Origin of the sequence: uncultured Chloroflexus sp., assembly GCF_937951745.1 — a bacterium.
In the GTDB taxonomy this organism is placed as follows: Bacteria; Chloroflexota; Chloroflexia; order Chloroflexales; family Chloroflexaceae; genus Chloroflexus.
Map to the genome: position 1 here is coordinate 1 of NZ_CALFBQ010000072.1, position 23,824 is coordinate 23,824.

Consider the following 23,824-nt stretch of genomic DNA (forward strand, 5'->3'; position numbering starts at 1 on the left):
CGGCACGCGTCCAGTTGCGACCATCAGTTGAGACGAGGTAGCCAGTGGTGTAACCTGTATCGTAGCCGTTGGCCTCGAACCACATCCGGTAGATCGCGCCGTCTTTGATCACCATTGGCACACCGACGTTGTTGTCGTCAAAATCGCCGAAGGGGCCGGGTTGTACCGCCGAGCACCGAGCCATCGCTAAACGTCGCAATCCGCGTCCAGTTGATTCCATCTGGCGAGGTCGAGGCGGCATCGCGTATGACACGGGAGGCAGCGATATGCGATAGCAGCGGCCGCCGATGCGTCCGCCTTCGCAGGGAGCGGTCGGTGAGGCTTCGTCGCGGATGAGGGTATGACCGTAGATTTGGGTGGTGTCAAAGCTGGTGCCGCTACCGCCGCAGGCGTCGCCGGCAAGGCCGAACACGGCCCCCTCTAGCGTTGGGGGGCATGTTCCCGGTTGATGTACCCACGGCTGCCGGTTCGGAATCGTGGCTGAAACTGAGTTAGGTGGAACCAAACTGCCGATCAGCCAAAGTAGCGCTATCGTGCTAACCAGCGAACCAGCGATCCGGTCGAGTTTTGGCGAGATGTATCTTAACTGCACGGATGATCCCCTCCTCTGCGTAAGTGACGCATATAGTGTAAGGGGAGGAGTTTAATAGCTTTTGAATCTTTTCCAAACTCTGGTGAAGATTCTGTCATTGTTAAGCGCCTCGTCATGGCTGATTCGGCGCCAAGGCTACGATTGCGCCGTCAACACTGCGCCAGTACAACACGCCATCATGAAAGATGGGGCCGCGCACCGGGGGATGCCAGAATTGATCGTAGACGTTTCGGTTGTGATAGTACAAATAAAATCCCGGATCCAGCAGATAGGTGTCTTCTGGCGCTTGATGCGCTTCCGGGCAATAGCGCAGCACGCTGTTACGCTTTGGACATTGCCCTTGGGCAAGGGTATTGGTCATCAACAGGTATTCAGTGGTGGGAATCGGATTGGCAAACGTATCGCCGCCAATTGTGCGATCGGTAATCCGCAGCGCGGCGAGAGCCATCCAATGTGAGTGGAACAGGACATTTCCCACCATGGTGATCGCGCTTTGTTCATCGGTGGGCAGCCGGATCATCCCCTCATCCTTGTGGTCTTGCACGTAGCGAATAACGCCGGTTGTGAGATTCATTTCGCCGAAGGTCGTGTCATCTAATCTAACACAACTCGGTGGCGAGCACGCCGATCGGTTCCTCCAGTGCAGATACGCTACGTCACTTCCATCGGGCAAACGTTTGACGACGACGGCTGGTGGTGATGAATAGAAATAACCGCCATTGCCGATCCCGCCGCCGAACACGGGTGCCGTGAATCGGCGAGCACCATCATCGAGATCAAGCACAAACAACGATTGATGGTTCGGATTCTGCTCAAGGAATCGCCGGATTTCGTTTTGATCCACCGGCGCACCTTCTCTGATTGTCCACTGGAGGTGCCAATCGAAATATGAGCGAACAATCACCACGTCAGCTTGTTCAGCAACGACTGGGTAGACATCGGGAAAGCGCCGCGCTGGCCGTTCTGGCGTAGTTGCTGATGCAGCCCGGTATGGACGGAGCGCTGCGTTTACCGCTACCCGCCATACTCGTTGGCCATCGACGGCGCGCACCGCATGGACAAACCCATCTTCTGATGGAAAGATGATCAGGCCGCCGTTTTTACTGGCATAGGCCGCAGAAGCGCTAATCGCAGCCCCGGCGTTGTACATCCAGCGCTGCTGCAAGGTTTGGCTATGAAGCGCGTACAGCCGTCCAATCATGTTACCGATATAGACTGTGTCATTGACGAGGAGCACCGCCTGCTCGATCGAACCGCCGGTGTCAAATTGATTGAGGATTTCGCCGGTTGTAGCGCGCAGCCGTGCAATCCGGCCATTGGTCGAGGCAAAAAAGACAGAGTCGGTTAGCGGATCATACGCACCGGTATCGCGGATGACCCCGCCGATCGTGGTGCTCCATACCACTTGGCCATTCGCGATATTAATGGCCCGTACAATGCCATCGCTATGACCAACGTATAGCCGGCCGTTACCAGCCACCGGCGCGACGCCATCGGGAAGGCTTAGATGATCTGGCGTTGCGCCACTGTCGCCATTCGGGCCGTTCCAAATCCAGCGGATGCTCCAGTCTTGATACATTGCGCCCCGCCGTGGGGGTAAGGTGGCTTCGACGTATCCGGTGCGTTGGGGATTGCCGCCAAGCTGATTCCAACCACTTGCGCGCGAAGGGCTAAAAATGATCGGAATGTTGACGACGATAGGTGTTGGGGTTGATGCAACGTTGATCGTAGGTGTTGGTGAAGAAGTAACTAACGCGGCTGGCGCAGTGACGCCGAGGCCGCAAGCGCTACTGAGCATAGCCAATGCGATTAGGAGGCTCAAAATGCGTCCCATATATATCCCTCCTCGGTCGGGCAATTATGGTCTTGCTAGAATCTCAAAGCTTAGAACCGGCACTGGGTCTGATCCAGCCATTCTAACAAACTCGCCATCGCCCCCCGATGATAGCGCTGCACCCAGTTCGGGTTGCTCCAGTCGATCGGGCCATCACGAATATCGAAGAGGGTATGCTCGGCGCCTTCGGCAATGTAGAGACTTGCCCCGTAGGGCCAGCGCGCGTTGTGGGCGACGACGGCGTCTGGGCCGATGTGTTGCAGATCGGGTTCGCTGTCGGCCACGATCACGTGAATAGGTGCAGCAATGGCAGTAATCTCATCGGGGCCGAGCAAATTTGAGAGCAGTGCTACCCCGCAAGGCGACGTCGCGGCGACATACTCAGCGAACGAGGCCGCGACATAGCGCGTGCCAATACTCTGCGCCACAAGAAACACCCGCCGCTGGTTGATGCCGGGTTGGGCCACCGCTGCGCGATAGGCGGCTAGCGCGTCTGCTGCTTCACAACAGCCATACGCGCCACCGCTCGCACCTGTGCCGCGTTTGTCGAAACGAAAGACGGCATAACCGCGCGCAACCAGCAGCTCGGCCAGATAGCCGTAAGCGTCACGATCAACCGGCCCGGAATGGTGAATGATCACCACCAATGGTGGCAGGGCGGGTTGGTGTGGTAGGGTCAACTCGCCGGCAAGGGTGATGCCGTCATCAGCACTGAAGCGCACTTCGCGCCGCTCGGCACTGATCGGGTCGAGGTGAGGGGTTGGCCGGGCCTCCGGGCGGGCGGTGGCAGTGCAGCCGGCAACGATCAACAGTGTGAACAGCCACCACACGACGCTACAGAATCGTTGTGCTCTGTGGGGCCAAAGCGATAATCGCGCTATCAACACGCTTTCGAGCGATACCGTCGCGCTCATTCATTGCTAGGCGGTAATGAGCGGAATTGATGCATGTTCATAACAGCAACTCCTATTTCGTAAGAGCTTCGGTTGAGAATGGCAATAGCGAGTTGGGAAGAGAGAAGTATGCTTATAATAACCGCCTATGTGTGATATTTGAAATAGTACTATAGTACTTATTTGATGTTGCTAGAGGATGAGATTGATAACAAGTTGGTAGTTTATATAAACGATACTCGTTCCATTCCTGTCGTCTTATCACTGCAATGCTATCGCCAATACTGATATTCATCGTTTTCGCTGATAGATAGCTACTGATCCTTGATTAAAAACGAGTGTTAATTCTGAGTTAGTTGCTGCGTTAAATTGTTCGCGGTTAACGTCCTGCTCGCGGACAATAATGTATCGTACATTGTACATACTCAAAATCGTATTACGTTCCGCAGATGGTGTATTTGGATCGAGTACTTTAGCTACCATGTCAATCTTAGCATAGTAATCAAGACTGCCGGCCCAATGAGCGAGAAACGCATGGGCATCCGTCCATGGTGGTACATGTTGGTTAATTTCGAGCACACCTAGTACCACATCGTCTTTAGTGGTATGGTTGGCCAGCCATTCTAGCGCTGCAACCTCGTCGCTACTCAGAAAGTAGGGTTGCTGATACCGGCCAAGATCAATGATCCGCCATGCGACAAGGTATATATTTGTGATCATAGCGAGCGTGAGAATCGCCGTTGTTGTAGTGATGACCCCCATCTTGCCAAACCGTTGTCGTGCCCAAGGCCAAAGGTTGGTGTGGATGAATCGAGCGGCTAACGCTGCAATCGGTACTTGCCAACCAAGGAGAAGGTGGATCTGAAAACTAACCGGTAAATAGGCCAATACAAAATGAACTAAAAACCAAGCAGTAAACAGTAATTCAGCGTTGTCTTGACTGCGCAGCATCCGTGGACGAAAGCTGGCAAGGGCCAGCAGGAACGGTACTCCTAACAAAATGGGTAGATGCAACAGGTTTGGCGTCCACGCGCCGGCATTATCAAATTGGGCTAGCTTACCGCCCCACGTGACATCGTTAAGCACCAGCCACGATAGATAGGCGCCCGGCGGAACTGTGAACATAGCGATGATGATCCCGCATTGAAAGAGAAACGTGGGAAACCGGCGGTCTCGCCACCAAATGAGTATGCCAAATGTGCCGAGCACGGTAGCAATGGTCAGTATGTCGTAGGCATGTTGTAATCCGATGAGGAAGCCGCAGATACCGGCAGCGACTGCGTAGCGTAGTTGCTGCCGTTGGTAAGCAAGCAATGTGAAACCTATTACCCCTATGATCAGCGATAATGCAATGGCAAAGTGGGGAAACGCTAGGGCTAAAAAGAAACTATTGGGTTCTGATGTGTATATGTCAAACGGAAACGGCGCTTCTTCTAGCTGTTGGATGTATTTGATAACAACCCAAATCATACCTAGCCCACCGCCAGTGGCAAAGAGTATGAATGCAAGTTTACGTTGAACTGGATGGGTTATGGTGAAACGAAAAAAGAGGTATCCGGTTATAAGTAAGGTGATCCCGCCTATAATGCGGAGAATATTGAACATTACACTAAAAGATAAATTGAATAGAGCGCTGAATTTACCACTTACCCACCATAACAGATGGAATAGAGCTGGTTCATTTGGTTCAGCCGTTAATCGATTGGCGGCTAAATGTTGGTGTTGAAAATCGCGCAGCCATGCAAAATATTGATTGTGGTCGGGAATGTTATAGACAACACCGGTGAAAAACCGATCATCCGGTGTGGTCATATAGGCGAAGATCGTTGGAAGTGCAGCGATGATGATAATGCATGTGATAAACATCGTAATATACGTAATTTCTTGATCCCAGAATCGTACTTTCACGACGGTGTGTATATCTGATTGGAGCGGTTTGCTCTGCATGCTCATAGTGTTTCCCTGTCAGTTACTGTCTGGTTAATCGCCAGCGGACAAATACGATGAGGCTAATGAGTGCAATCGGTATCAGCAGTGAGCTGCCAATCACGATAAGCGCCGCGCTTTCCCAGATGGGCCTGCTTGTCATAGGTGGCGCTTGCGTAATGTTGGCCGGCAATGGTGTCGCAGTCGGTGCGGGGGTTGGTGTAGCTGTGATGGGGATTTGGTTGAAAATCGTTGCAGTCGGTGTAAAGGTCGGCAGCGCCGTCGCTGCTGGTATGTTCAAACTACGCTGGCTGTACCAAACGCGGTACTTTGACCGTTCGCTGGTGAAGATATCGTCTCGGTTGCGCGTAAACCAAACGACGTGCAACTGATTGCCGTTGCTCGTGATGATCTTTGGGTATTCAGGGTATAGCTCATTCTGCATAATGACTTCACGCATGCTCCAGCGCTGACTGCTCCAGACCAGATGCCATAAGGTGGGTGGCGTGAAGGTGTCGATTTGTTCGTTCGCTTGGTAGGCGCACGCCGCAAGGTGGATATTGCCGGCGTTATCAGTAGTCAGCGAATAATTGTCATACGTGGTTGCTCGTGCCACAAGACCGATCAGTTCTTGCGCCGGTAGCCAGTTGCGTCCGCCGTCTGGTGAGAATTGGCTGAAGATACGGTCGTAATGCGCGCCACGGAAGACGACCAGCGGGTTGCCTTGGTTGTCGACACCGAGTGCAGTTTGTACGACTGCTTTAGGATAAGCTAAGGTCGTTGGTGATATGCCGGCGCTTGCCATTTGTCGGAGCAGCGCATTGTATGCCGACGATGGCAGCTCGAAGTAGTATCGATCAACCCACGAGTTGCCGCCGTCATCAGATCGGATGTACACGCCGCGATGGGGTTGGCCGCTACCTACAAACGTATCTATTCCTTCGTTCCAAACGATGTGAATCCGATCGAATGCGTCAATCTTGATTTGCGGATGTGTGATCCCATCGGGTGATTGAGATAGGTTGATAGGGGTTGACCATGTTTGCCCACCGTCAACCGATCGCCGGTAGAAAAGATCACTGCATCCGCTACATGCCGTGTTTGGCTTGCTAGGATCGTCCGGGACATTTTCCGAGTAGATGACATGTAACCCTCCCTTACTATCCGTCGCCGCCGCAACATAGTAGGTTGGGTCGCTCCCGCTGATCCGTTTTGGTTCGCTCCACGATTGGGGGAAGCGGGCCATGGCAAATGGCGCATTGGTGTACACAATCGCCATCCCTAGCCGGTAGAAGAGATGTAATTTGCCATCCCGCCCAGCAAGGATGCTGTGACGCACGGTGAGTCCACCGGTAGCTGGGGCAAACAGTTCTATTGGGGCTGTCCATTGCCCATTCCTGTATTCCCGATACATCAAGAGATCGAGCACGCCCCCTTCTTTGGGATCAATCGCGATGCCACTGTACCACGTGACCGCCAGCCGGCCATTATGGTCGGTGGTAATGTCAGGAAACCACGATGAGCCATAGCTCCGCGTTTGGTCCGTGTTGGCGGCTGAATGAGGCGGCGACAGCTCGATAGGTGTGCTCCAGTTGCTACGCTGAGCGGCCACGGAATGTGTTATCCAGAGTATGAGTGTGAAGCATGTTATACACAGGGTTTGAAAAATGTTTTTATTCATGATTGCTCAAGAGACAACTTGTCGATTTTCTGCCTTATACTGATCAAAAGTCCGACAAAGACCCAGCTATGCATCGTGTATTTGAAGCCGCCTACCGTTTGGTTGTAGAGGAATGGGAGTACCCAATCACCTAGCATCATTGAGAATTGAGCGGCGGCCCAGCCGGAAGTTGCTACGATCGCAGTCGTGCGCAAGATACCCGGCGGTGCAAGCTGAATCGTGCGCCAGCCGTACCAGAGGCTGGCGATGGCGAACCAGATCCAGATGCTAAAGCCAACCACACCAAATTGCGCCAAAATATCGAAGTAGTTGTTGTGGGTTGAACGAGCATCTTCCCGATAATAGGTCATATTGTAGGGGGCATAGCCGGCAACACCGGTGCCGAATAGCCAATGCTGCTTTACAATCGAAAGGTTTCGCTCCCAAATTTCGAGCCGGCCTAACCCTCCCTCCTCAATGTTATCGTTGATCACTTGATCAATATAGACTTGGCCCGGTCCAATCGCTACATTCAAGATAACAATCGCTACTAAGATGAAGAAGATGCGGCGAGAGGCAAAGAAGGCCATCGCCAATAAGCCCACGATTGTCGGCAACCAGCCTGAGATCCAGAGCGAATTGCGCACTGCTGCTAGCCAGAGATGCCACATTAGGAAGGCGCTGCCAGCTAGTCGCCAACCCCAGTGGACGTTGGGTTGCAAGTAGATGATGCCGGCGAGCGACAGGGCAAACCATAATCCCCAAAGACCTTGGGCGACGAGGAGGTATTCATTGATCCCAAAAATGAGGAATATGGTCATTAATCCGCCACAGACGATAAACATGCCCAAATAGGCTTTGATTTGCCATTCATGCTGGATAAAGCGACCAACCAAGAGCGGTATGCTCAGTAGGCCGAGAAATGATAACAACGATGCGATCTGGGCAAAGCGAAAGTTGCCCATAATCCGCCAGTTGAGAATAGGGTCGGCCCATAAGATGCCCCATAGTACAGAGAAGATGCAGATGAACATGAAAGCCAGAAGTGGTTTGTTGAGCGGCGACGGCGCAAGTAGCCACGTCCGCCGTGTGATCATGGCTAAGATCCAGATACCGCTGAGGGCAAGTGTTAGCAACATACTGATCGGTAGCTCACTACCGTTGCCTGCCGGTACAGAGATTGGCCGCATGGCGAGGCCAGTGAGCGGTAAGATCAACACAAACCATTCAAACCGGTAGAGGAGGAGGGTGAGGCCGATCAGTCCAAGCGGTAGCGCCAACAACGCTAACCCAATCAGCTGCCGATTGGTACCGAACATCGCACCGATGGCGAGGCTGTACACGGCTAATCCGCTGACCACGCCGCCGATGATCAGCGGGCGCGGCAGGCGTTCGAGCCAAGGCGGGGTTTCGATATGACGGAGGAAAGAAAGCATAGCTATTAGGTACGGTCTTAATTTACTATGTTGTCCTTGAGCGCCACCGGATGTGCCAAAGACATCTTCTACGCTCCCAATTGTCATTGCGCGCCGAGTAATCGATCCCCGTTCCCCAGCGGTGAGTGGCACCCCCTCCTAGCAGGGGAAGGCTGGAGCGAGGGCTATGCGACAATGCCCTTAAAACTGCTCCGGTGCAACCGGTTGCTGCACTCGCCGCCCAATCGCAGCCCACAGCAGGCCGCCATCGCGCACAAATTGCTCGCCGGTACGATGGTGGCCGCCGCCGGTAGCAACCAAGACGCTGCCAATCGCGACTTTGCCGAAAAAGATGATTTGCAATCCTATTCCTAACAGCAACGCCGCAGTTTGGCCGTAGTGTTTGGCGAAGAAGCGCAGTTTGCTGAAGTACAGCTCGGCTTTCATGCGCGTGACCGCTTGTTTGCTGCTCTGGCCGCCGAAATGGATGATCGAGGATGAAGGAAGGTAGCAGATCTGCCAGCCGGCCCGCTTGATCCGGTAGCACCAGTCTACCTCCTCAGTATACATAAAATAGGCTTCGTCCAGCAAGCCGACCTGTTTCACGACCTCGCGCCGCAAGAGCAAAGCCGCACCGTCAAGCCAGTCGGTTGCGTATGCCGTCGCGCCGTCTTTAGTGGGGTACCGCCGCCGCCACCGGATCTTTTTGCCAGTCAGTTCGGTGAGGAGGTTCGGGAACATGGCCCATGACGGCTGCAATGATCCATCAGCGTTGAGTAATTGCGGCCCAACCACGCCAACTTCGGGGTGAGCGTCGAGGAAGTGTACCAGCCGGGTGATCGATTCAGGTTGGGCAATGGTGTCGCTGTTGAGTAGGAAGACGTACCGCCCGCTGCTAGCCCGGATGGCCTGATTGTTGGCGGTGGCGAAGCCACGGTTGTCGGGGTTGGCAATGATGAAAACGTCGGGGAAGGCAGCGGCCACCGCTGCAACGCTGCCATCACGCGAGCCGTTGTCAACCACCCAGACCTCGCTCTCGATGCCGGCGGTAGCCGCCGGTAGCACTGCTAGACAGTCGAGTAGAAGTTGGCGGGTATTCCAGTTGACAATAATGATGCTGATATCAGGCACGGGCCATGTCATAGCGGAGCTTCCTTGGTTGGGCAACTTCTTCCAGCATATCGTTTAAGCGTGGCACAATCACCCGCCAATCGTAGCGCACTGCTACCGCCTGCCGTCCAGTTTCGCCGAGCCGGCGGGCGAGCGGCGGGTCGGTGAGCAAGCGGCTCGTAGCGCGGGCAAAATCCATCGGTGTATCGGCCAGCAGCAGGTGTTTGCCGTCAATCAGCTCTAGCCCTTCCGCCCCTTTGCTCGTACTCACCACTGGTACCCCTAACGCTAGCGCCTCGAGGATCTTGAGCCGTGTGCCGCCGCCCTCCCGGATTGGTGTCACTTCCACCGCATGGCGCGCAATCACGTCACGGATGTTGTCCACGTAGCCGGTATACTCAACCCCCGGCATGTTCGGCAGTGCTGCGCGCTGCTCATCGGTGACTCTGCCGGTGATGCGGAAGCGCGCTTGCGGATGACGGGCACGGATCAATGGCCAGATAGAGCGCAGGAAATAATCGACTGCGTCGAAATTGGCGCTGTACGAGAGCGCGCCGGGGTAGATCAGCGTGTCAGGTTCGGGCCGGTAGCCGTAAGCGGCACAAGCGGCGCTATCAACCCCGTTGGGAATGACCGTGATGACCGGACGTTGTGATCCGACAATCTGGCGGGCAAGTTCTGCTTCTCGTTCGGAAACGGTAGTAACAGCCGCAAACGCCGGCAAGATGGTTGATACGTAGCGGCGATGCTGGGTAGCCGTCAGCAGACTGCGCAACCGGTCCAAGCCCGATTGGTGGCGATAACTTTCGAGGATGGAAGCAAGTTCCAATTCCTCCAGCACTAGCGGAGTATTAGGTACGAGGCAGGCATATGCGGCGACATCAATCTGCATCGCTAACACCACATCCGGTTGCCAGCGCTTTGCCGCTGCTACCACTGCCTCGGCAAAGGCTGTGCTCCAGCGTACCCGCACCGACGCCGGCTTCGAGCTGGTGATGCTGCCTAACCGATCGCTCAAGGTCAAGGGTCGATCGGGCCGCTCAAAGGCTTGCCATGATCGGCACAGCCGGCTGATTTCGGTTGTTTGCACCTTAGTGGCTGGCCCTTGGCTGAAGGCTAGCAGATGCAGTTCGTGCCGAGCGGCTAGTCCGCGCAGAATTGCCATCGCCCGCAAGCGCGAGCCGTTGTCGTCCGGTTCAGGCCACCACGTTGAAAGGATGAGGATGCGCATGGGATTGTCCTCGATATCGATCTGACGCTAGCTGCGGGTGACACCACCTTAGAGAGAACCTTCTTTGGGCAAACGTGCGCTGGGTTGACTTGGGCGGGCTGTGAGCAATGAATGGTATAGTTCGATGACACGCTGAGCGTTTTGTGTCCAAGAAAATTGCTTAACTCGTGCAAATCCTCGTTGGCGTAAGGTTTCAGCGGCCTCAGGATTAGTCAAGAGTTCAACCAGCAAGTGGGCAAGTGCCTGATCGTCTTCTGCATCGATAATGTATCCCGCTTGATCGACTACCTCAGGAATTGATCCTCGATTGGAGGCAATAATGGGTGTGCCACAGGTCATTGCCTCTACGAGTGGGATGCCAAAACCTTCGATCCACGATGGAAAGACAAAGACTGTAGCCATGGTGTAGAGCGCACTGAGATCGGAATATTGTGGTCGAACGAACATGCGTGCAAATCCAGCCCGGATGGCTTTATGCACGATTGGTAATACATCTGGCGAGCGAGAAAAGAAGATGATTTCATATTGGTCTCGGATAGGTTGTGGCAGTCGTTGCCAAGCTCGGATTAAGACCCCCGGATTTTTGAAAGCATCTGCGACAACGAATGGTTTGTTGAGATTCAATCGTTGCCGGACATCACGTAAGACTACGGGATCTTCAATTCGTTGAATGTCACGCGGACAGGCATGATGGACGACTGTGATTCGTTGCGGTGAGATGCCAGAATAACGAATAATTTGTTGGCGCGAATATTCTGATGCCGTAATGATGAGATCGGCTTTTTGCACCGCTGCCCGTGTCATGAGATGGAGATACGTCATCATGGCAATGACCCGCGGTGTTTTTCTATGCCCGGCAATAATTTCTCTCAGTGGCAAGAGGTTAATCTCATCGTGGAGCGTAATCACACAATAGCTTCCTTGTGGACCGAAACCGTAATTGCTGGTAAAATGTACGATATCTAGATGGTCTTGCTGCATGTACTTTTTGAGAAAAAGATCGTAATAAATACTCGATTGCGGCCCATGCCAAGGCAACAAACGAACTGTTACATTATTTGGTAGATTTTGTAACTCAAAAGGCGCTTTTGTGTCAGCATAAAGTACAATATCATGCTCAGATGCCACATGGACGAGCGTTTCCGTGAATTGTGCTACATAGTTACGCACGCCACCCACTAATCTATGGGACAAGTACCGTACATCAAGTCCGATTCGCATAGAGCGTATCCTTTGGCGATGATCGCGTGTCTGATCGATGATTGCCCAATTCGAGGTACCGGTGATATGCTGTTGGTGCCGGCCCAAACCTTCCTCGCCAGAAATCGAACCACCCCAACCCCATCCCGATCCGGCCTTTGCGTGTCCGCCACTTGGGACGGAGCCACAGACTGAAGTAGGTGCGTAGGTCTTGCAGCATGAGCGCATCCAGCCACGTGCGCCAGTTGGCCCGCGTGGCTCGCAAGAAGAGCAGCCGGTTGCGCGTCATGTAGTAAGCGAGATATTCGCGGTCAAAGCGGGCGTTGAGCGGGATCTTGTGCCAGACCTTGGCTGCTGGGGTGAAGGAGCAAGCGTACCCGGCCCGCGTGGCTCGTACACACCATTCGGTCTCTTCAAAGTACATAAAAAAGCGTTCGTCGAGCAGGCCAACCTTTCCTAGCACCGCCACCCGGATCAACATCGCGCAGCCGGTGATGAAATCAACCGTGCGAGCCGGATATTGGCCGCGATCCTCCTCTTCGCCAGCCATGCGGCAAATGCCGCGCCGCCAGTCGATGTAGCCACCCGCCGACCAGACCCGCTGCGGCGCGTCGTAGTAGTAGATGATTGGCCCCACTGCGGCTATCGCTGGATCAGCCTCAGCGGTTGCTACCAGCTGTTCGAGCATGTCCGGTGCCGCTTCGGTATCGTTGTTGAGCAGCAGTGCGTAGTCGTACCCATGCGTTTGCGCGTAGCGTAAGCCAACGTTGTTGCCGGCGGCAAAGCCAAGGTTCGCGCCGTTTTCGATCACGATCGCTTGTGGGAACGCGCTACGTACCTGTGCTGGAGTGCTATCGCGTGACGCATTATCAACCACTACTACTTCGTACCGCTCAGAGGGATAATTCAAGCGGTAGAGCGAAGCGAGGCAGGCTAAGGTGTCGGCGATGCCGTTGTAGGTCAGCACAATAATGGCGACACGCGGCTTCATCAGACTCTTCCTCGCTCTACGCCGCGCCGCTCGAATAGCGCGGTGTAACGCTCCAACAACGCATGCATTTCGTCGTCAATCGATGGCGGGGGCTGGATGCCATCCCGCAATCGCTGTAACAAGCCCTTTTCTGTCCGCAATCGCTGTAACTGGCGGGCCAAATCGCGGCTGTCGTTCGGCGTGAAGTGCAAACCATCAACGCCATCGCGCACCAGTTCGGCCATGCCGCCTAATCGCGACGTAACCACCGGTCGTCCGGCGGCATGCGCTTCAATAATGCTGAGCGGGCTGTTCTCGTACCAGATCGATGGCACGACTACCACATCAACGCTACTCAAGACTGTTGGTAATTGATCGTGACGAAACTTGCCGGCCAGATGGATGTGCGGGTTGTCGCCGATCAGTCGGCGCAGATAGCGGGTATACGCTGGGTGTTGCTCAGGATTGCCAAAGATGGTCAATTCAGCGGTCACATCATTGTATGGTAGGCTATTCAATGCGGTAATGAGCAAATGCACGCCTTTATGCGGCGCGATCTGGCCGATATAGCCTAGTCGCAATCTGTTTCCCGTTTGTATTGGCGAAACGAGCGCAAAACGCGAAGTGTCAAAGCCATAGCGTAAGATGGTTAACCGCTCTGGTGCTATTATCTCACTAAATAAGCCGGCCAAAAAACGCGAAGGCGCGATGATCATATCCACCTTGGCCAGCGCAGATCGTAATGTATCGCGCCGCGCCTGTTGTTCATCCCTGCCATCCTTGCCGGCCAGTTTGATCCACGCCCTCCCAGCCCAGCCCCCGCTGATCTGTTCCGGCAAGCGGTAGCGTCGCCGGTCGAGTTGCAAACACCATGCGCATGCGGCAGGGTCGTCCGGCGGTTGCTGGCAGAGCGAACCATCGCCGCGCAGCAGGGTGATGCGCGGGCAGAGAAACCAGTAGTCGTGGAGGGTTACGACAGTAGCGATGCCCAACGCATGCGCCGCCGTGATTGCGCCGGTGCCAATGAGATAACCGCCGTGCAGGTGCATAATGTCTGGCTGCCAAATGCGCATCCGTTCGCGCAACCATGCCTCAATCGCCGGGTTGGCGTAGCTCCAGTTGGCCGGTGCGTCGCGCAGGCCAAGGTGTAAGCGCCATACCGGAATCCCTTCGTAGCGATCCGGTTCGGCTCGCACCCCGAAGGGTTGGGTGGTCGCGAGCGTCTCGACACAAACTACTTCGGCCTCGTGACCACGCCGCAACAGCTCGCGCGCCAATTGCATTGTGTACAACTCGGCGCCGGCGCTGTACTTGGGAGGGAAGTGATGAACAGCTAACAAAATACGCACAGACCCTCCTTGCTTACGAAACGGTTGTTCTGCCGACAGCGGTTGTTTGTTTCAGCGCCGATCGCTCCTGCTGAACAAGATCCATCAAGGCCCAAAATTGGTGCGAGCTGAGATTCCAATCAAACAATTTCATTAACAATGGATGATCCCAACGCTGGCGATCGGCTATGTCGAGCAAGCGATCAATAAATTGCTCGGTGACAAAACGTTTGATCATTGTGCGAATCCGTGGTTTTGATGAGTGAGCTATGACGCTCAGGTCAACAAGTTCAGGATGTTTACGCGCCATTATCAGTGTGATTTGACTTGATAAGATCGCTCGTCGCCGCGCACTAACGTAGCTGGTTGGATGGTAGTGACGCGCGAGCAACTCGCGTCGAAAGATGATGCGTAGGCCGTGACGGCTAAGACGGTAGGCAAGTTCCGTGTCTTCGCCATATGCATACGGAAATTCTTCATCGAATAAGCCGTAGCGAAGTAAGAACTGGCGGCTTAATGAGATATTGCTCGTATAGAAAAACTCGTATGAGACATTGTTTGGGTCGTGAATGTCATAATATCGAAATTGTTGAAAGGTGCCGCCACTTATGAGATAGCGCATTAAGGGTGTGATCTCTTCATCTTCCCCCCACGGCGTATACCCAAGCACCGCAATATGTTCTCCCTGTACTTCTTGATGAACCTGTAGATGCTGTTCAAGTAGGTTGGGTGTCGCCACAATATCATCGCCCAACAGCACAATCCAATCTCCCTGCGCTGCTTGTATCCCTACGTTGCGCGCTGCGCTTGGCCCGGCATTACGCGGTTGGCGAAAGAAGCGAATACCCGGTCGCTGGCTCATAACCACTGGTGTCTGATCGGTCGAATGGTCATCGATCACGATCAATTCGTACTGTGCTCGGGGTAGGGTTTGTTGTTCAAGCGCTGCAAGGCAACGCTCAAGGGTTGATAGCCGGTTGTAAGTGGGGATGACCACGCTTATTGCAATCATAACACCCTCTACGTAATGGTTACTTTGTGCTTGCTACTGCCCGTTTACGCAGCGCTTGCGCAATCGTATTGACGATAATCTGCACTTCGGCGATTCGTAATCCACCGGTAAGAAAAGTGATGCCGAGATAGGTCACTGCGGCCAGTGGTATGGTCAGGAAGATGTCGAGATGGTGGTTAAGCCAGAGCACAAGGATCATCGACCCCGCTGGAATGATGGTATTGCTGAAGGTGGAAATGATATTTTTGATCGGGATCTTGTCATGTAATAACCACGTATACTGGACAAATCCAACAAATTCAGTGATAACTGTCGTGATAGCTGCACCAATTACTCCGAAATGCGGAATAATGAGGAGATTAAGAGTAATGTTGAATAAAGCGTTGATGAGATTGATGCGAGCAGTTGCGCGTTCAAGGTGAAGAACCGTGGTGATGGAACCGCAGAGTGCGGTGATGTTGAGAATCGGTAATACCCAAATCAGAATGTGTAGAATGCGTGCAGCATTTAAATATTCACTGCCGTATAGGAGTAGAACAATCTTTTCGCTTTCCATCGTGACGCCCACTGATATGGGCAACGAGATAATCCATAGGATTTTGACAGTTTGTAGAAAGAATTGTTGAACGGCTTGCACATCTTGTTGATAGTGGCGCGATAACGATGGCACTAGCGCGCCGATGAAGCTGGCAGAAAGGCTGATGAGGGCAAAAATAAGGTTATACGCGGCGTTGTACCAACCTATCTCGGTGCTTGGTCGCCATAATGAGAGTAATACGGTGTCAACTTTAAATGATAACATGGTTGCAAAGATCGTGACCGCGAACGGAAAGCCAGCCAACAGCAGTGCATACCATTGCTTTTTATCTATATTGATTGATAGCTTGGTTAGTTTTGTGGTTTTATTCCATGCGATAACTGTCACAATGATGGTGGCAATGTATGATGCTATGAAGACGCCAACCACCCCCCAACCTTGCCAGAGTAAGACGCTGCCAATCAAAATAATGATAACTTGGTTGATGATCGTAAGCTGAACAGATAGATCAATTCGCTCAAGACCTTGCAAGATTGCATCGAGCGGGCCATAAAGCGCATAAAGAAATAGCCCAATACTGCCGAGTGCGATGTAGAAAATGATCGTTGAATTATAACCAAGTATATAACCGGCAAGGATGTTGATAAAAAAGACGGCTGACCCAAGGATTAAGCGGAGCACAATCATATTGCCGAACAACTTGCTGATGGCGTTGCGATCCTTGGCTACTTCGCGCACAACGTAGTTGGCCATGCCAAGATCAGCGAGGATAGTTAAAATCCCGATGAGCGCCAGTGCGGTGGAATACTCGCCAAAATTCTCATCGCCTAATTGCCGTACAATTGCAATGGTGTAGCCAAATGAGATAAAACGCAGCGTAATCTGGCCGATAACGCCAGCGATGGAATTTCGTGCAATCTGTTGCCCAATGCTCTGCTGCATAAAACGGCGCTTCCTATCGTGTGCTATAGCGTAATGGTCACATTACTGAATTGTGAATATGGCTTCGGATACGCCACCATCCACTGCACCAATGTTTCCACTCGCATCAACCACTGATCAAGCGTAAACCGCTCCTCCATTAACTGGCGTCCGGCCTGCCCCATTGCCTCGGCACGCACTGGATCGTCCCAGAGGGTGGTAATCGCAGTAACCATCTGTTCAACGCTGCCCGGTTCAACAAGCAGGGCGGTCTCACCCTCAACCACATATTCGCGCAGCCCCGGACGGCGCGTGGCGATGACTGGTCGTCCCATTGCCTGCGCCGCTTGCACCGAGGTGCAGCCGGCGCTCCATTGCGTGCTGGCCTTGATCGGCACCACCACGATCCGGCTTTCTATGTAACAATTGCGTAACCTTTCCGGTGGCACAAATGGTTGTAGGCTGATGTTGGTCGGTAGCGTCTCGTTTTCGTATCCTGCTTTCCCGCTCACCCAGCTACTCCCCACCCGCAGGTGGCAAGGAATGTGTGGCAGCCGCCGCATCGCCTGAATCAAGGTTGGGTAGTCGCGATGCGAGAGACCAAGGCTCTGCACAACACTGGCCGGCGACGTAGCCGGTTGTGGCCGGTAAAAATTGGTGTCAACCGGGGTATGCAAGGCTACTACTCGTTCCGCCGGCATCTTCAGCGCCTGTCGCATCCCTTCTGCCTCGGCTTGGCTAATCGCTGCTATCACATCCCAGCGTCGTTGTAAGCCCAATCCCTTGATCAAACGCAATTTATGCTCCGACATGCCGTGGTGGAAGATGACCAGATGGCGCACGTTCCTAGGTAGTAAGAGTGCCAACGGTATCCCTACTCGCTCGGAAAGACTAATGACCGCTTGGTATCGTTCACGTCGCACCCGTTGCAAAACCTGCCATGCCAACCGCAAATCCATTCGTAGCCACGCCTCTAGCCGTTGTAGTATCGGGTTGGCGCGGACGATGCCGTAATCGATGTGCCGACTGCCAAAGCGAGTTGATAGTTCGAGGTAGTCAACCCGCTGGTGTTTACCATCGCGCACTGCTGCCGCTAGCTCTGGCATCGACGTATTGGTTGCGATAATTAATGTACGTGGCAGTTGATCGTTCATCGTTTATACCCTATCACTATCGGCTGACAGCCTGCTAAACGAAAAGCAGTGGCCAGATGACGCCATTGTCATATCAGCCTGTAAACCTCCTTCTATAGCGTATGGATAAGAGCTGGATTGTGACTATCAAGCTATAGCAATCCACGTGTGGTACCGCCAGTCATCGCTGCTCAGAACGGCTACAATCGCTTTGTGTGTTAGCGAGCAGTAAAGTGCTTCTTTACAGGTAGCTTAACACCCGTGGATACCGCTTGCGCTGCCGGCGGTACCAGTAGCCAAGCGGCACCAGCACGGCTAGCCCAACCAACCACGCGCTGTAGCCCCAGATGATGCGCGGCCCGCTCAGCGGTAGTTGGTTCATAACGAGGGCGACGAGGTGGTAGATGATGATGTGGGTGACGTAGAAGAAGAGCGAGACTTGACCTACCATCGGCAGCCAGCGCAGCCAGCCGGTGGTGAAGAGGCGCGGGGTGGCATACATCCAAGCGAGGATCAGGGCCGCAATGCCAAGGTTGAAGGCGAAGTAGCTCAGGCTAGGGGGCGCTTTGCTCATGATCAACCAGTGAGCGGGGGTGCCGCCAATCGTAGCAACCGTGCCGAGATCGCCAAACCCGCCGATGAGTCGCAGCACGAGCCAGAGGATGAGCAACCCTACCCCAATCTGCGCCCAACGTTGCGGCTGGCGCAAGGCTGGCTGTTCTTGTCCATGCCCCAGCGCATAGCCCAACCAGAGCAGCGGCCCCCACCCTAAGACGGCAAAGCCGATCGCTGGGTTGGTGTCGTAGCTATAGGTCAGCCAGAACGCTTGCCAAAAGGGTTGCGGCGCATTCGCCGTGAGGTCGCTCGCCATTAAGCCAATCCATGCTTGATGAATCAGCAAGGTGATGATGGCGACGAGGCCGATTTGGCGTGGCGTTAAGAAGTGCCGCAAGCCGGCGAGGATGAACATCGCCGCGGCGATGCTGGTCAACACATGCACGTAGGGCGTGGCGCCGCTCCAGAACCACGCGCAGACCGTCAGATCGAGGGCGAGAATGACTAGCGCCCGGATGAGCATAAATCTGGTGGTAGCTTGCGGCGGTTGTCCGCGCCGGGTCTGGGCCGCAGCGTAGAGCGCTAAACTATACCCCCCCAGAAAGAAGAAGATTGGCGAGGCGAGATTGGTAAGCAACCCGCTCAACCAGTAAGCGGGACTTTGCAACACTACCGGTAGGCCACCATACGACTCGGCCTGTAGCCCGGCCCCCACAAAGAAGGCGCTATGGTCGAGCGCCATCAAGATCAGCGCCACGCCGCGCAGTGCATCGATCGCGACTATGCGCGCACTGCTGGCGCTGCGCTCGGCAACGGTTGGCTGCGCTTCGGCGACAAGACTGACAGTGCGCATAGGTGTCCTCCTGAGGAGAGTGGAGTTGCTCAACTGATGCGGTAACGACCGTTATGGAGTGCGGCAGTTCCACCGCCGTGTGCTATCTATAATTTATGGAGCGCGGCAGAAAAACTGCCGCACCTTATCAACACACGATCCGACCAGTGTTGTTTAGCGTGAAAAGCTCCGTCCCCGACTGCGATTATCTTGTGACTGGCTGCACCGGTGTGTCAGCGGTAACTTTAGCTGTTGCGCTGACACTGGCTGAATCGCGCACTGCTACCTTCCACAGCGTGCCGCTAACCATAGCCGCTAGCGCATAGCCGGCGGCGCCGCTTAGCATCGCGGTGGTGAAGTTGCTCGCCATGCTGACCACGATCACCAATACTGAGCCGAGCACCGAGAAGACGCCGTTCATACCCCATGCCCAGACCACAAGCCCCGGCGCGCGCGCATTGAGTTGGCATAAACCTGCCGGGAAAGGGATGCCGAGCATAGTGGCTAGCGGCGCGATGATGAAGATGCTGGCGACGATCCGTGCCAAATCAGGCCAGTGCATCCACCCTGCGAAGATCGGCGGCAGCGCAACGATATAGATCACCGTTAGCGCCGCAATGCCGATCAATGCCAGCCGTAGCCCATTGGCGGTTCTAATGCGTTTGCTGCCCAACAGGCTGCCCAATGCGGCAAAGGCCAGCATACTAGCAATGGTCGTGGTTGTCGCATGGATCGGGTAGCCGATAAAGAGCGTAAAGCGCTGGATCAGCACAATCTGAATGAACATATAGGCGGCGCCAAGCAAACTGAAGTAGGCCAACGTCGAGATGGCGCCGGTCATACGCAGGCCATCGCGCTGGTAGCGCGCCAACGGTAACACAATAAACGCTGCCGCTGCGCCAAGCGCGAAGATAGCCATGGTCAACAAGATCAGGTTGCCGATCGGGAAACGGTTGAGCCGCCCTTCATAACTGCGATCGAAGTGCAGGTTTTCCCAGCGGAAGTAGTTGTAGAAGAAGGGGTTGTCATCGGTCACTGGAAAGATTTGGAATGGATAGGCTTGCTCAAAAGCTCGTGGATCGGCAGCGTGCAAGTAATCGGCAAAGGGAGTATTCAACCGTACCAACGGGTCGTGCAGCATCGTGAAGTTGTTCGCCGCACCCCACGCGCGCAACTGTTCGATCTGTTCCGGCTGGAACGGCGACCGGCTGACCAGCAACGTGGCATTGACCCCGCTCTCGTTGGCGATGATCGCGATATGGGCCGCCGGATCACTCACCCCCATCCGGCGCAACGCTTCCGCCGCCAGTCCGGTTAAGCGCAGCATCTCGCGCGGCGGACTGTTGACATCGCGTGTCCACGAGAAGATGCCGTTTGGGGTGAGCGCGTTCAACGCTTGTTCGAGCGCATCAACCGTGTAGAGGTATGACTCGGCGAGTACGTAGGCCCCGCCCGACAATGCGGCCAAGTTGTCGAGGCCAATCCCTTGAATGATGTCGTATTGCTCGGTGGTACGACTGAGAAAGCTCCGTCCTTCGGCAACGATCAACTCGGTTGAGGGGTGCTCAGCGAGCCGGCCGGTGTAGTCGGCGTAACGATCGCGTAAGAGGCTGACAATGGTGGGGTTGAGTTCAATCGCGGTGATCTGCTTAGCCTGATAGAGACGGGCCAGCAGAATATCGAGACCACCGCCAACCCCGATCAGCAAGGTGCGCGGGCGTTCATTGCCGAGTTGGTACACGGCACTGATCACTGCGTGGTTGAGGAAGCGGAAACGTTCGAGATCGGCATCGCTGCCATCAAACCGGTACATCCCAGTCATCGACGTGCCGTCAATCGTCACCAGTTTCAGCGGCAGCTCTGGCCGATTGTCTAACGGGTAGCTTGAACTGACCGCACCGACGATCATCGGTTCAGTGACGGTAATCTCTGGCATCACATCCACCCGCCCAACCGGATCCCAGCGGGTGAATTCGGGGCTGGTTCCTTGCGCCTGTATCGCCCAACCCAGCTCTTTTGAGCCGGGTATGGCGAGTGTGGGCGGGCGGGCGATCAATGCCGCTAACATGAGCGCTTCCGCGCCAATAATGGCCGGCAAGAGCCAACGCTGGCGTGGTTTGGCTTCGTAGCCGAGCAGCACTGCCGCCAACGCACCGATCAAGCCGATCAAGGCAATGACCGCCGGGCCGCCGATCGTCTGGATCACGAACAAGACGGTCATTGTGGCGATGCCTGCCCCCAGCATATCGGCAAAATAGAGCCGGTGGGCAGCGCCGGCCCAGCGTCCAAAGATGGCGGCAATCACCAGCCCACCGGAAAAGAACGTGCCGAGGAGACATGTAAAGTAGATGCCAAGACCGATGATTGTCCAGCCGAGCTGCGCTGCGCGCAGTGGATCGATGGCGATGGTCGTAATCGCAATCAGATTGCTCAGACTAGCAAGGCTGAAAAGCAAAGCCAACCCGCCGAGACGCTGCTGGAGCTTGTCAGGTCCCCAACGGCGCACAGCGAGAAAGGTTCCGGCTGCCCCACCGCCGAGCAAGGCGATGCCGATCACCATATAGGTGAAGTGGTGCCAGATCATTAACGAGAAGATGCGAGTGAAGGTGATTTGGAGGGCGAGAATACTGCCGCTCAGCAGCGTAAGTCCGAGGTACTTGCCGATCGATTGTAGAGGTGGAAATGTCATGCCGTAGCTCTCTTTACTGATGAACGTATTACGAGGCGTAGTCGGCGATCAACTGCTGTTGTCCGCTGGTTAGCCTGATCACCCGATATAATCTGCCGGCAATCTCACGCCGTTGCGTAGCCGCTTCGCCATCCGCGAACGTGACCGTGCGCAACCGCGCGTTGCGGTGTTTATCTGGGAGCAAGACTGTGAGCGGCAAGGGTGTTGATGGTGTGGTGATCGTCCCGCGCAGTCGTTGCCCATTCCATTCGATATTGCAGAGATCGCTGGTATTGCGCGCTTCAATGAAGCGCAGCCACCGTTCGGCGGCGATGATAGGCATGTTGGCGCCGGCGGCGTAGCTCAGCGTCGTGTCAAGCCAGTGCGCCACTTCGCCAGCGATTGGATCGCCGATCAAGAACGGATCGACGTGGCATTGGAGACCTAATGCTGCTGGGTAGCGATCGATGCTGGCCGCAATTTGTCCAATCGTCTGATTGGCTGCGGTTGCGCCGTCAAGCCCCACATCGTAGCCGGTTTGAAATACCGGCATCAGATGTTCATCAACCAAATGGGTGGCTTGCTGATACACATCGATGATCGTGCCGTCTTCGGCGACAAACCGCATCGGCAAGCCACTCCCATTCAAATATCCCATTGTCCACGTACCGTCGGGTTTACGCACTGCCGGGCCGCTGTGGTAATGATCGAGATTCATGCGAATACCGTACCGCGCTTGCACAATCGCATTGTCTACCCAGCCGTGCCAAAGAATGCGGTGGGTACGCACGGTTGGCGGTAGCGGCCCGTAGCCAAGCTTGAGAAATTCACTCCAGTGCCGGTAATAGCCTTCTTCCAATCCATCTTCGATATACGGATGCATGCCGAATTCGTGGCCGCGGTCTCGCCAAGCAGCAACGTGATGCGGCCCCGGCAGCGAATCGGCTCCGCCGAGCGCCGAGCCGATCAGTGGTGTTCGGCTGAGCGTCCAGCGCAACTTGCGCGCTAGTCGTCCGCTGGCGTTCGCTGGCGGCGGTGTGTAGTAGATCGAAGCGGTGCCGCCGTGTTGTTCGACGATCGCTAACAACTGTTCGATATGGTTCACCCGGCTGCCATGCGCGTCGCCGGTGGCGATGATCGCACTGGGGGCATTGTCGGGTAGATACCAGAGCCGAGGGAGCGGCAGCGGGCTGATCTCGTCAATGACCCGGCTCAGCAAGCGTTGATGCTCATCGGCTTGCGGGATGGCGATGCGTTCAAGATTGATCCATCCTACAAAGAGATCGCTGGCGCGCAGACCCTCCATCAGGTCACGTTCCTGATTGGCCCACGCCGGATTGCCTTGCCGGATGAGGGCAATGGTCTGCGCCAGATCGAACGTCCAGAGCGCGGCTGTACCCAGCCCAAAGCGATGGATGGTTACCAGCGGATCGCCATTGCTCGCAGTTGCAAGTGCCTCTGCCCCACGCAATTCAACCCGGTCATATACGGCATGGATCTGAAGCGGCCCAGCAATGCCGGTTATTGGCGCTGGATTGCATGTATCATCAATCTGACTGGCGCCGAGATACCTGACGCCCAACACCTCTGCTAACGCCGGATCGGGGCGAATCGCCACTAAGCCACCGCCGGCGCTGACAAATTGGCGCAACCATCCTTGGCTGTCCAAACTGAGGGGTGTCGATCCTAACACAATAACGGCGGCTGCGATAGGGCGATCCAGTTGGCGTAGGCTGATCTGGCGCAGACCCAAAAACCCTTCTGCGCGCAGGATCTCGCCGAGGTATGCCGTGAAATCAGGGTGCGGCGCCGGATCGGTGACCAACGCCAATGGCGCAAAACCGTTGGCAGGCGCTAGTGAAACAGGTGGCGACGGCGATATGGTTGGCGCAGGCAGTGGCCATTGTTCGGCGCCATAGGCTACAATGCCTCCGAGACCTGCAGCGGCGAGGGTGCTGGTCAGAAACGCTCGTCGAGTGACAGGTCGCTGCAAGTAGTGCATAGCG

The 23,824-nt window shown here is 55.0% G+C and carries 16 protein-coding genes and 1 pseudogene; all 17 read right to left on the reverse strand.

All coding sequences use genetic code 11. The features are described from left to right. Nucleotides 1-592, reverse strand: a pseudogene (locus Q1A59_RS15850) (hypothetical protein); the annotation flags it as partial. 112 nt (nucleotides 593-704) lie between these two features. Then, nucleotides 705-2,426 (reverse strand): PQQ-binding-like beta-propeller repeat protein, encoded by a 1,722-nt coding sequence (locus Q1A59_RS15855; protein WP_298402978.1) that lies wholly within the window; start codon nucleotides 2,424-2,426, stop codon nucleotides 705-707. Between the two features lie 50 nt (nucleotides 2,427-2,476). Beyond that, entirely contained in the window at nucleotides 2,477-3,256 is a 780-nt protein-coding gene (locus Q1A59_RS15860; protein ID WP_298402980.1) for an alpha/beta hydrolase, read from the reverse strand. 354 nt (nucleotides 3,257-3,610) lie between these two features. Next, nucleotides 3,611-5,272 carry a hypothetical protein gene (locus Q1A59_RS15865; RefSeq protein WP_298402981.1) on the reverse strand — a complete coding sequence of 554 codons (1,662 nt, stop codon included), beginning with the start codon at nucleotides 5,270-5,272 and terminating at the stop codon, nucleotides 3,611-3,613. A 16-nt stretch (nucleotides 5,273-5,288) separates the two neighbouring features. Further along, nucleotides 5,289-6,857, reverse strand: a complete 1,569-nt coding sequence (locus Q1A59_RS15870; RefSeq protein ID WP_298402982.1) for a sialidase family protein — start codon at nucleotides 6,855-6,857, stop codon at nucleotides 5,289-5,291. A gap of 65 nt (nucleotides 6,858-6,922) precedes the next feature. Further along, the gene (locus Q1A59_RS15875; protein WP_298402983.1) at nucleotides 6,923-8,341 is read right to left on the reverse strand and encodes an O-antigen ligase; all 1,419 of its coding nucleotides are present in this window, start codon (nucleotides 8,339-8,341) and stop codon (nucleotides 6,923-6,925) included. A gap of 180 nt (nucleotides 8,342-8,521) precedes the next feature. Continuing rightward, a complete protein-coding gene (locus Q1A59_RS15880; RefSeq protein ID WP_298402984.1) occupies nucleotides 8,522-9,463 on the reverse strand; it encodes a glycosyltransferase family 2 protein in 942 nt (313 codons plus the stop codon). Next, nucleotides 9,444-10,661 carry a glycosyltransferase family 4 protein gene (locus tag Q1A59_RS15885; protein WP_299645225.1) on the reverse strand — a complete coding sequence of 406 codons (1,218 nt, stop codon included), beginning with the start codon at nucleotides 10,659-10,661 and terminating at the stop codon, nucleotides 9,444-9,446. Before Q1A59_RS15885 ends, Q1A59_RS15880 begins: the two co-directional genes overlap by 20 nt. A gap of 48 nt (nucleotides 10,662-10,709) precedes the next feature. Continuing rightward, nucleotides 10,710-11,882 carry a glycosyltransferase family 1 protein gene (locus Q1A59_RS15890; protein ID WP_298402988.1) on the reverse strand — a complete coding sequence of 391 codons (1,173 nt, stop codon included), beginning with the start codon at nucleotides 11,880-11,882 and terminating at the stop codon, nucleotides 10,710-10,712. Next, the gene (locus Q1A59_RS15895) at nucleotides 11,866-12,852 is read right to left on the reverse strand and encodes a glycosyltransferase family 2 protein (RefSeq protein WP_298402990.1); all 987 of its coding nucleotides are present in this window, start codon (nucleotides 12,850-12,852) and stop codon (nucleotides 11,866-11,868) included. The genes Q1A59_RS15890 and Q1A59_RS15895 overlap by 17 nt, the downstream gene beginning before the upstream one ends. Next, nucleotides 12,852-14,180, reverse strand: a complete 1,329-nt coding sequence (locus Q1A59_RS15900; protein WP_298402992.1) for a glycosyltransferase family 4 protein — start codon at nucleotides 14,178-14,180, stop codon at nucleotides 12,852-12,854. The genes Q1A59_RS15895 and Q1A59_RS15900 overlap by 1 nt, the downstream gene beginning before the upstream one ends. Nucleotides 14,181-14,193: 13 nt before the next feature. Then, the gene (locus Q1A59_RS15905) at nucleotides 14,194-15,171 is read right to left on the reverse strand and encodes a glycosyltransferase family 2 protein (RefSeq protein ID WP_298402994.1); all 978 of its coding nucleotides are present in this window, start codon (nucleotides 15,169-15,171) and stop codon (nucleotides 14,194-14,196) included. Between the two features lie 19 nt (nucleotides 15,172-15,190). Continuing rightward, nucleotides 15,191-16,651 carry a flippase gene (locus Q1A59_RS15910; RefSeq protein ID WP_298402996.1) on the reverse strand — a complete coding sequence of 487 codons (1,461 nt, stop codon included), beginning with the start codon at nucleotides 16,649-16,651 and terminating at the stop codon, nucleotides 15,191-15,193. Nucleotides 16,652-16,674: 23 nt separating this feature from the next. Further along, nucleotides 16,675-17,784, reverse strand: a complete 1,110-nt coding sequence (locus tag Q1A59_RS15915; protein WP_299645226.1) for a glycosyltransferase family 4 protein — start codon at nucleotides 17,782-17,784, stop codon at nucleotides 16,675-16,677. Nucleotides 17,785-18,004: 220 nt separating this feature from the next. After that, nucleotides 18,005-19,171 carry a DUF1624 domain-containing protein gene (locus Q1A59_RS15920; protein ID WP_298402998.1) on the reverse strand — a complete coding sequence of 389 codons (1,167 nt, stop codon included), beginning with the start codon at nucleotides 19,169-19,171 and terminating at the stop codon, nucleotides 18,005-18,007. Nucleotides 19,172-19,355: 184 nt separating this feature from the next. Beyond that, complete coding sequence (locus Q1A59_RS15925; RefSeq protein WP_298403000.1) at nucleotides 19,356-21,839, reverse strand: hypothetical protein; 2,484 nt, start codon at nucleotides 21,837-21,839, stop codon at nucleotides 19,356-19,358. Nucleotides 21,840-21,867: 28 nt separating this feature from the next. Next, the gene (locus tag Q1A59_RS15930; protein WP_298403001.1) at nucleotides 21,868-23,820 is read right to left on the reverse strand and encodes a hypothetical protein; all 1,953 of its coding nucleotides are present in this window, start codon (nucleotides 23,818-23,820) and stop codon (nucleotides 21,868-21,870) included. Nucleotides 23,821-23,824 lie beyond the last annotated feature (4 nt).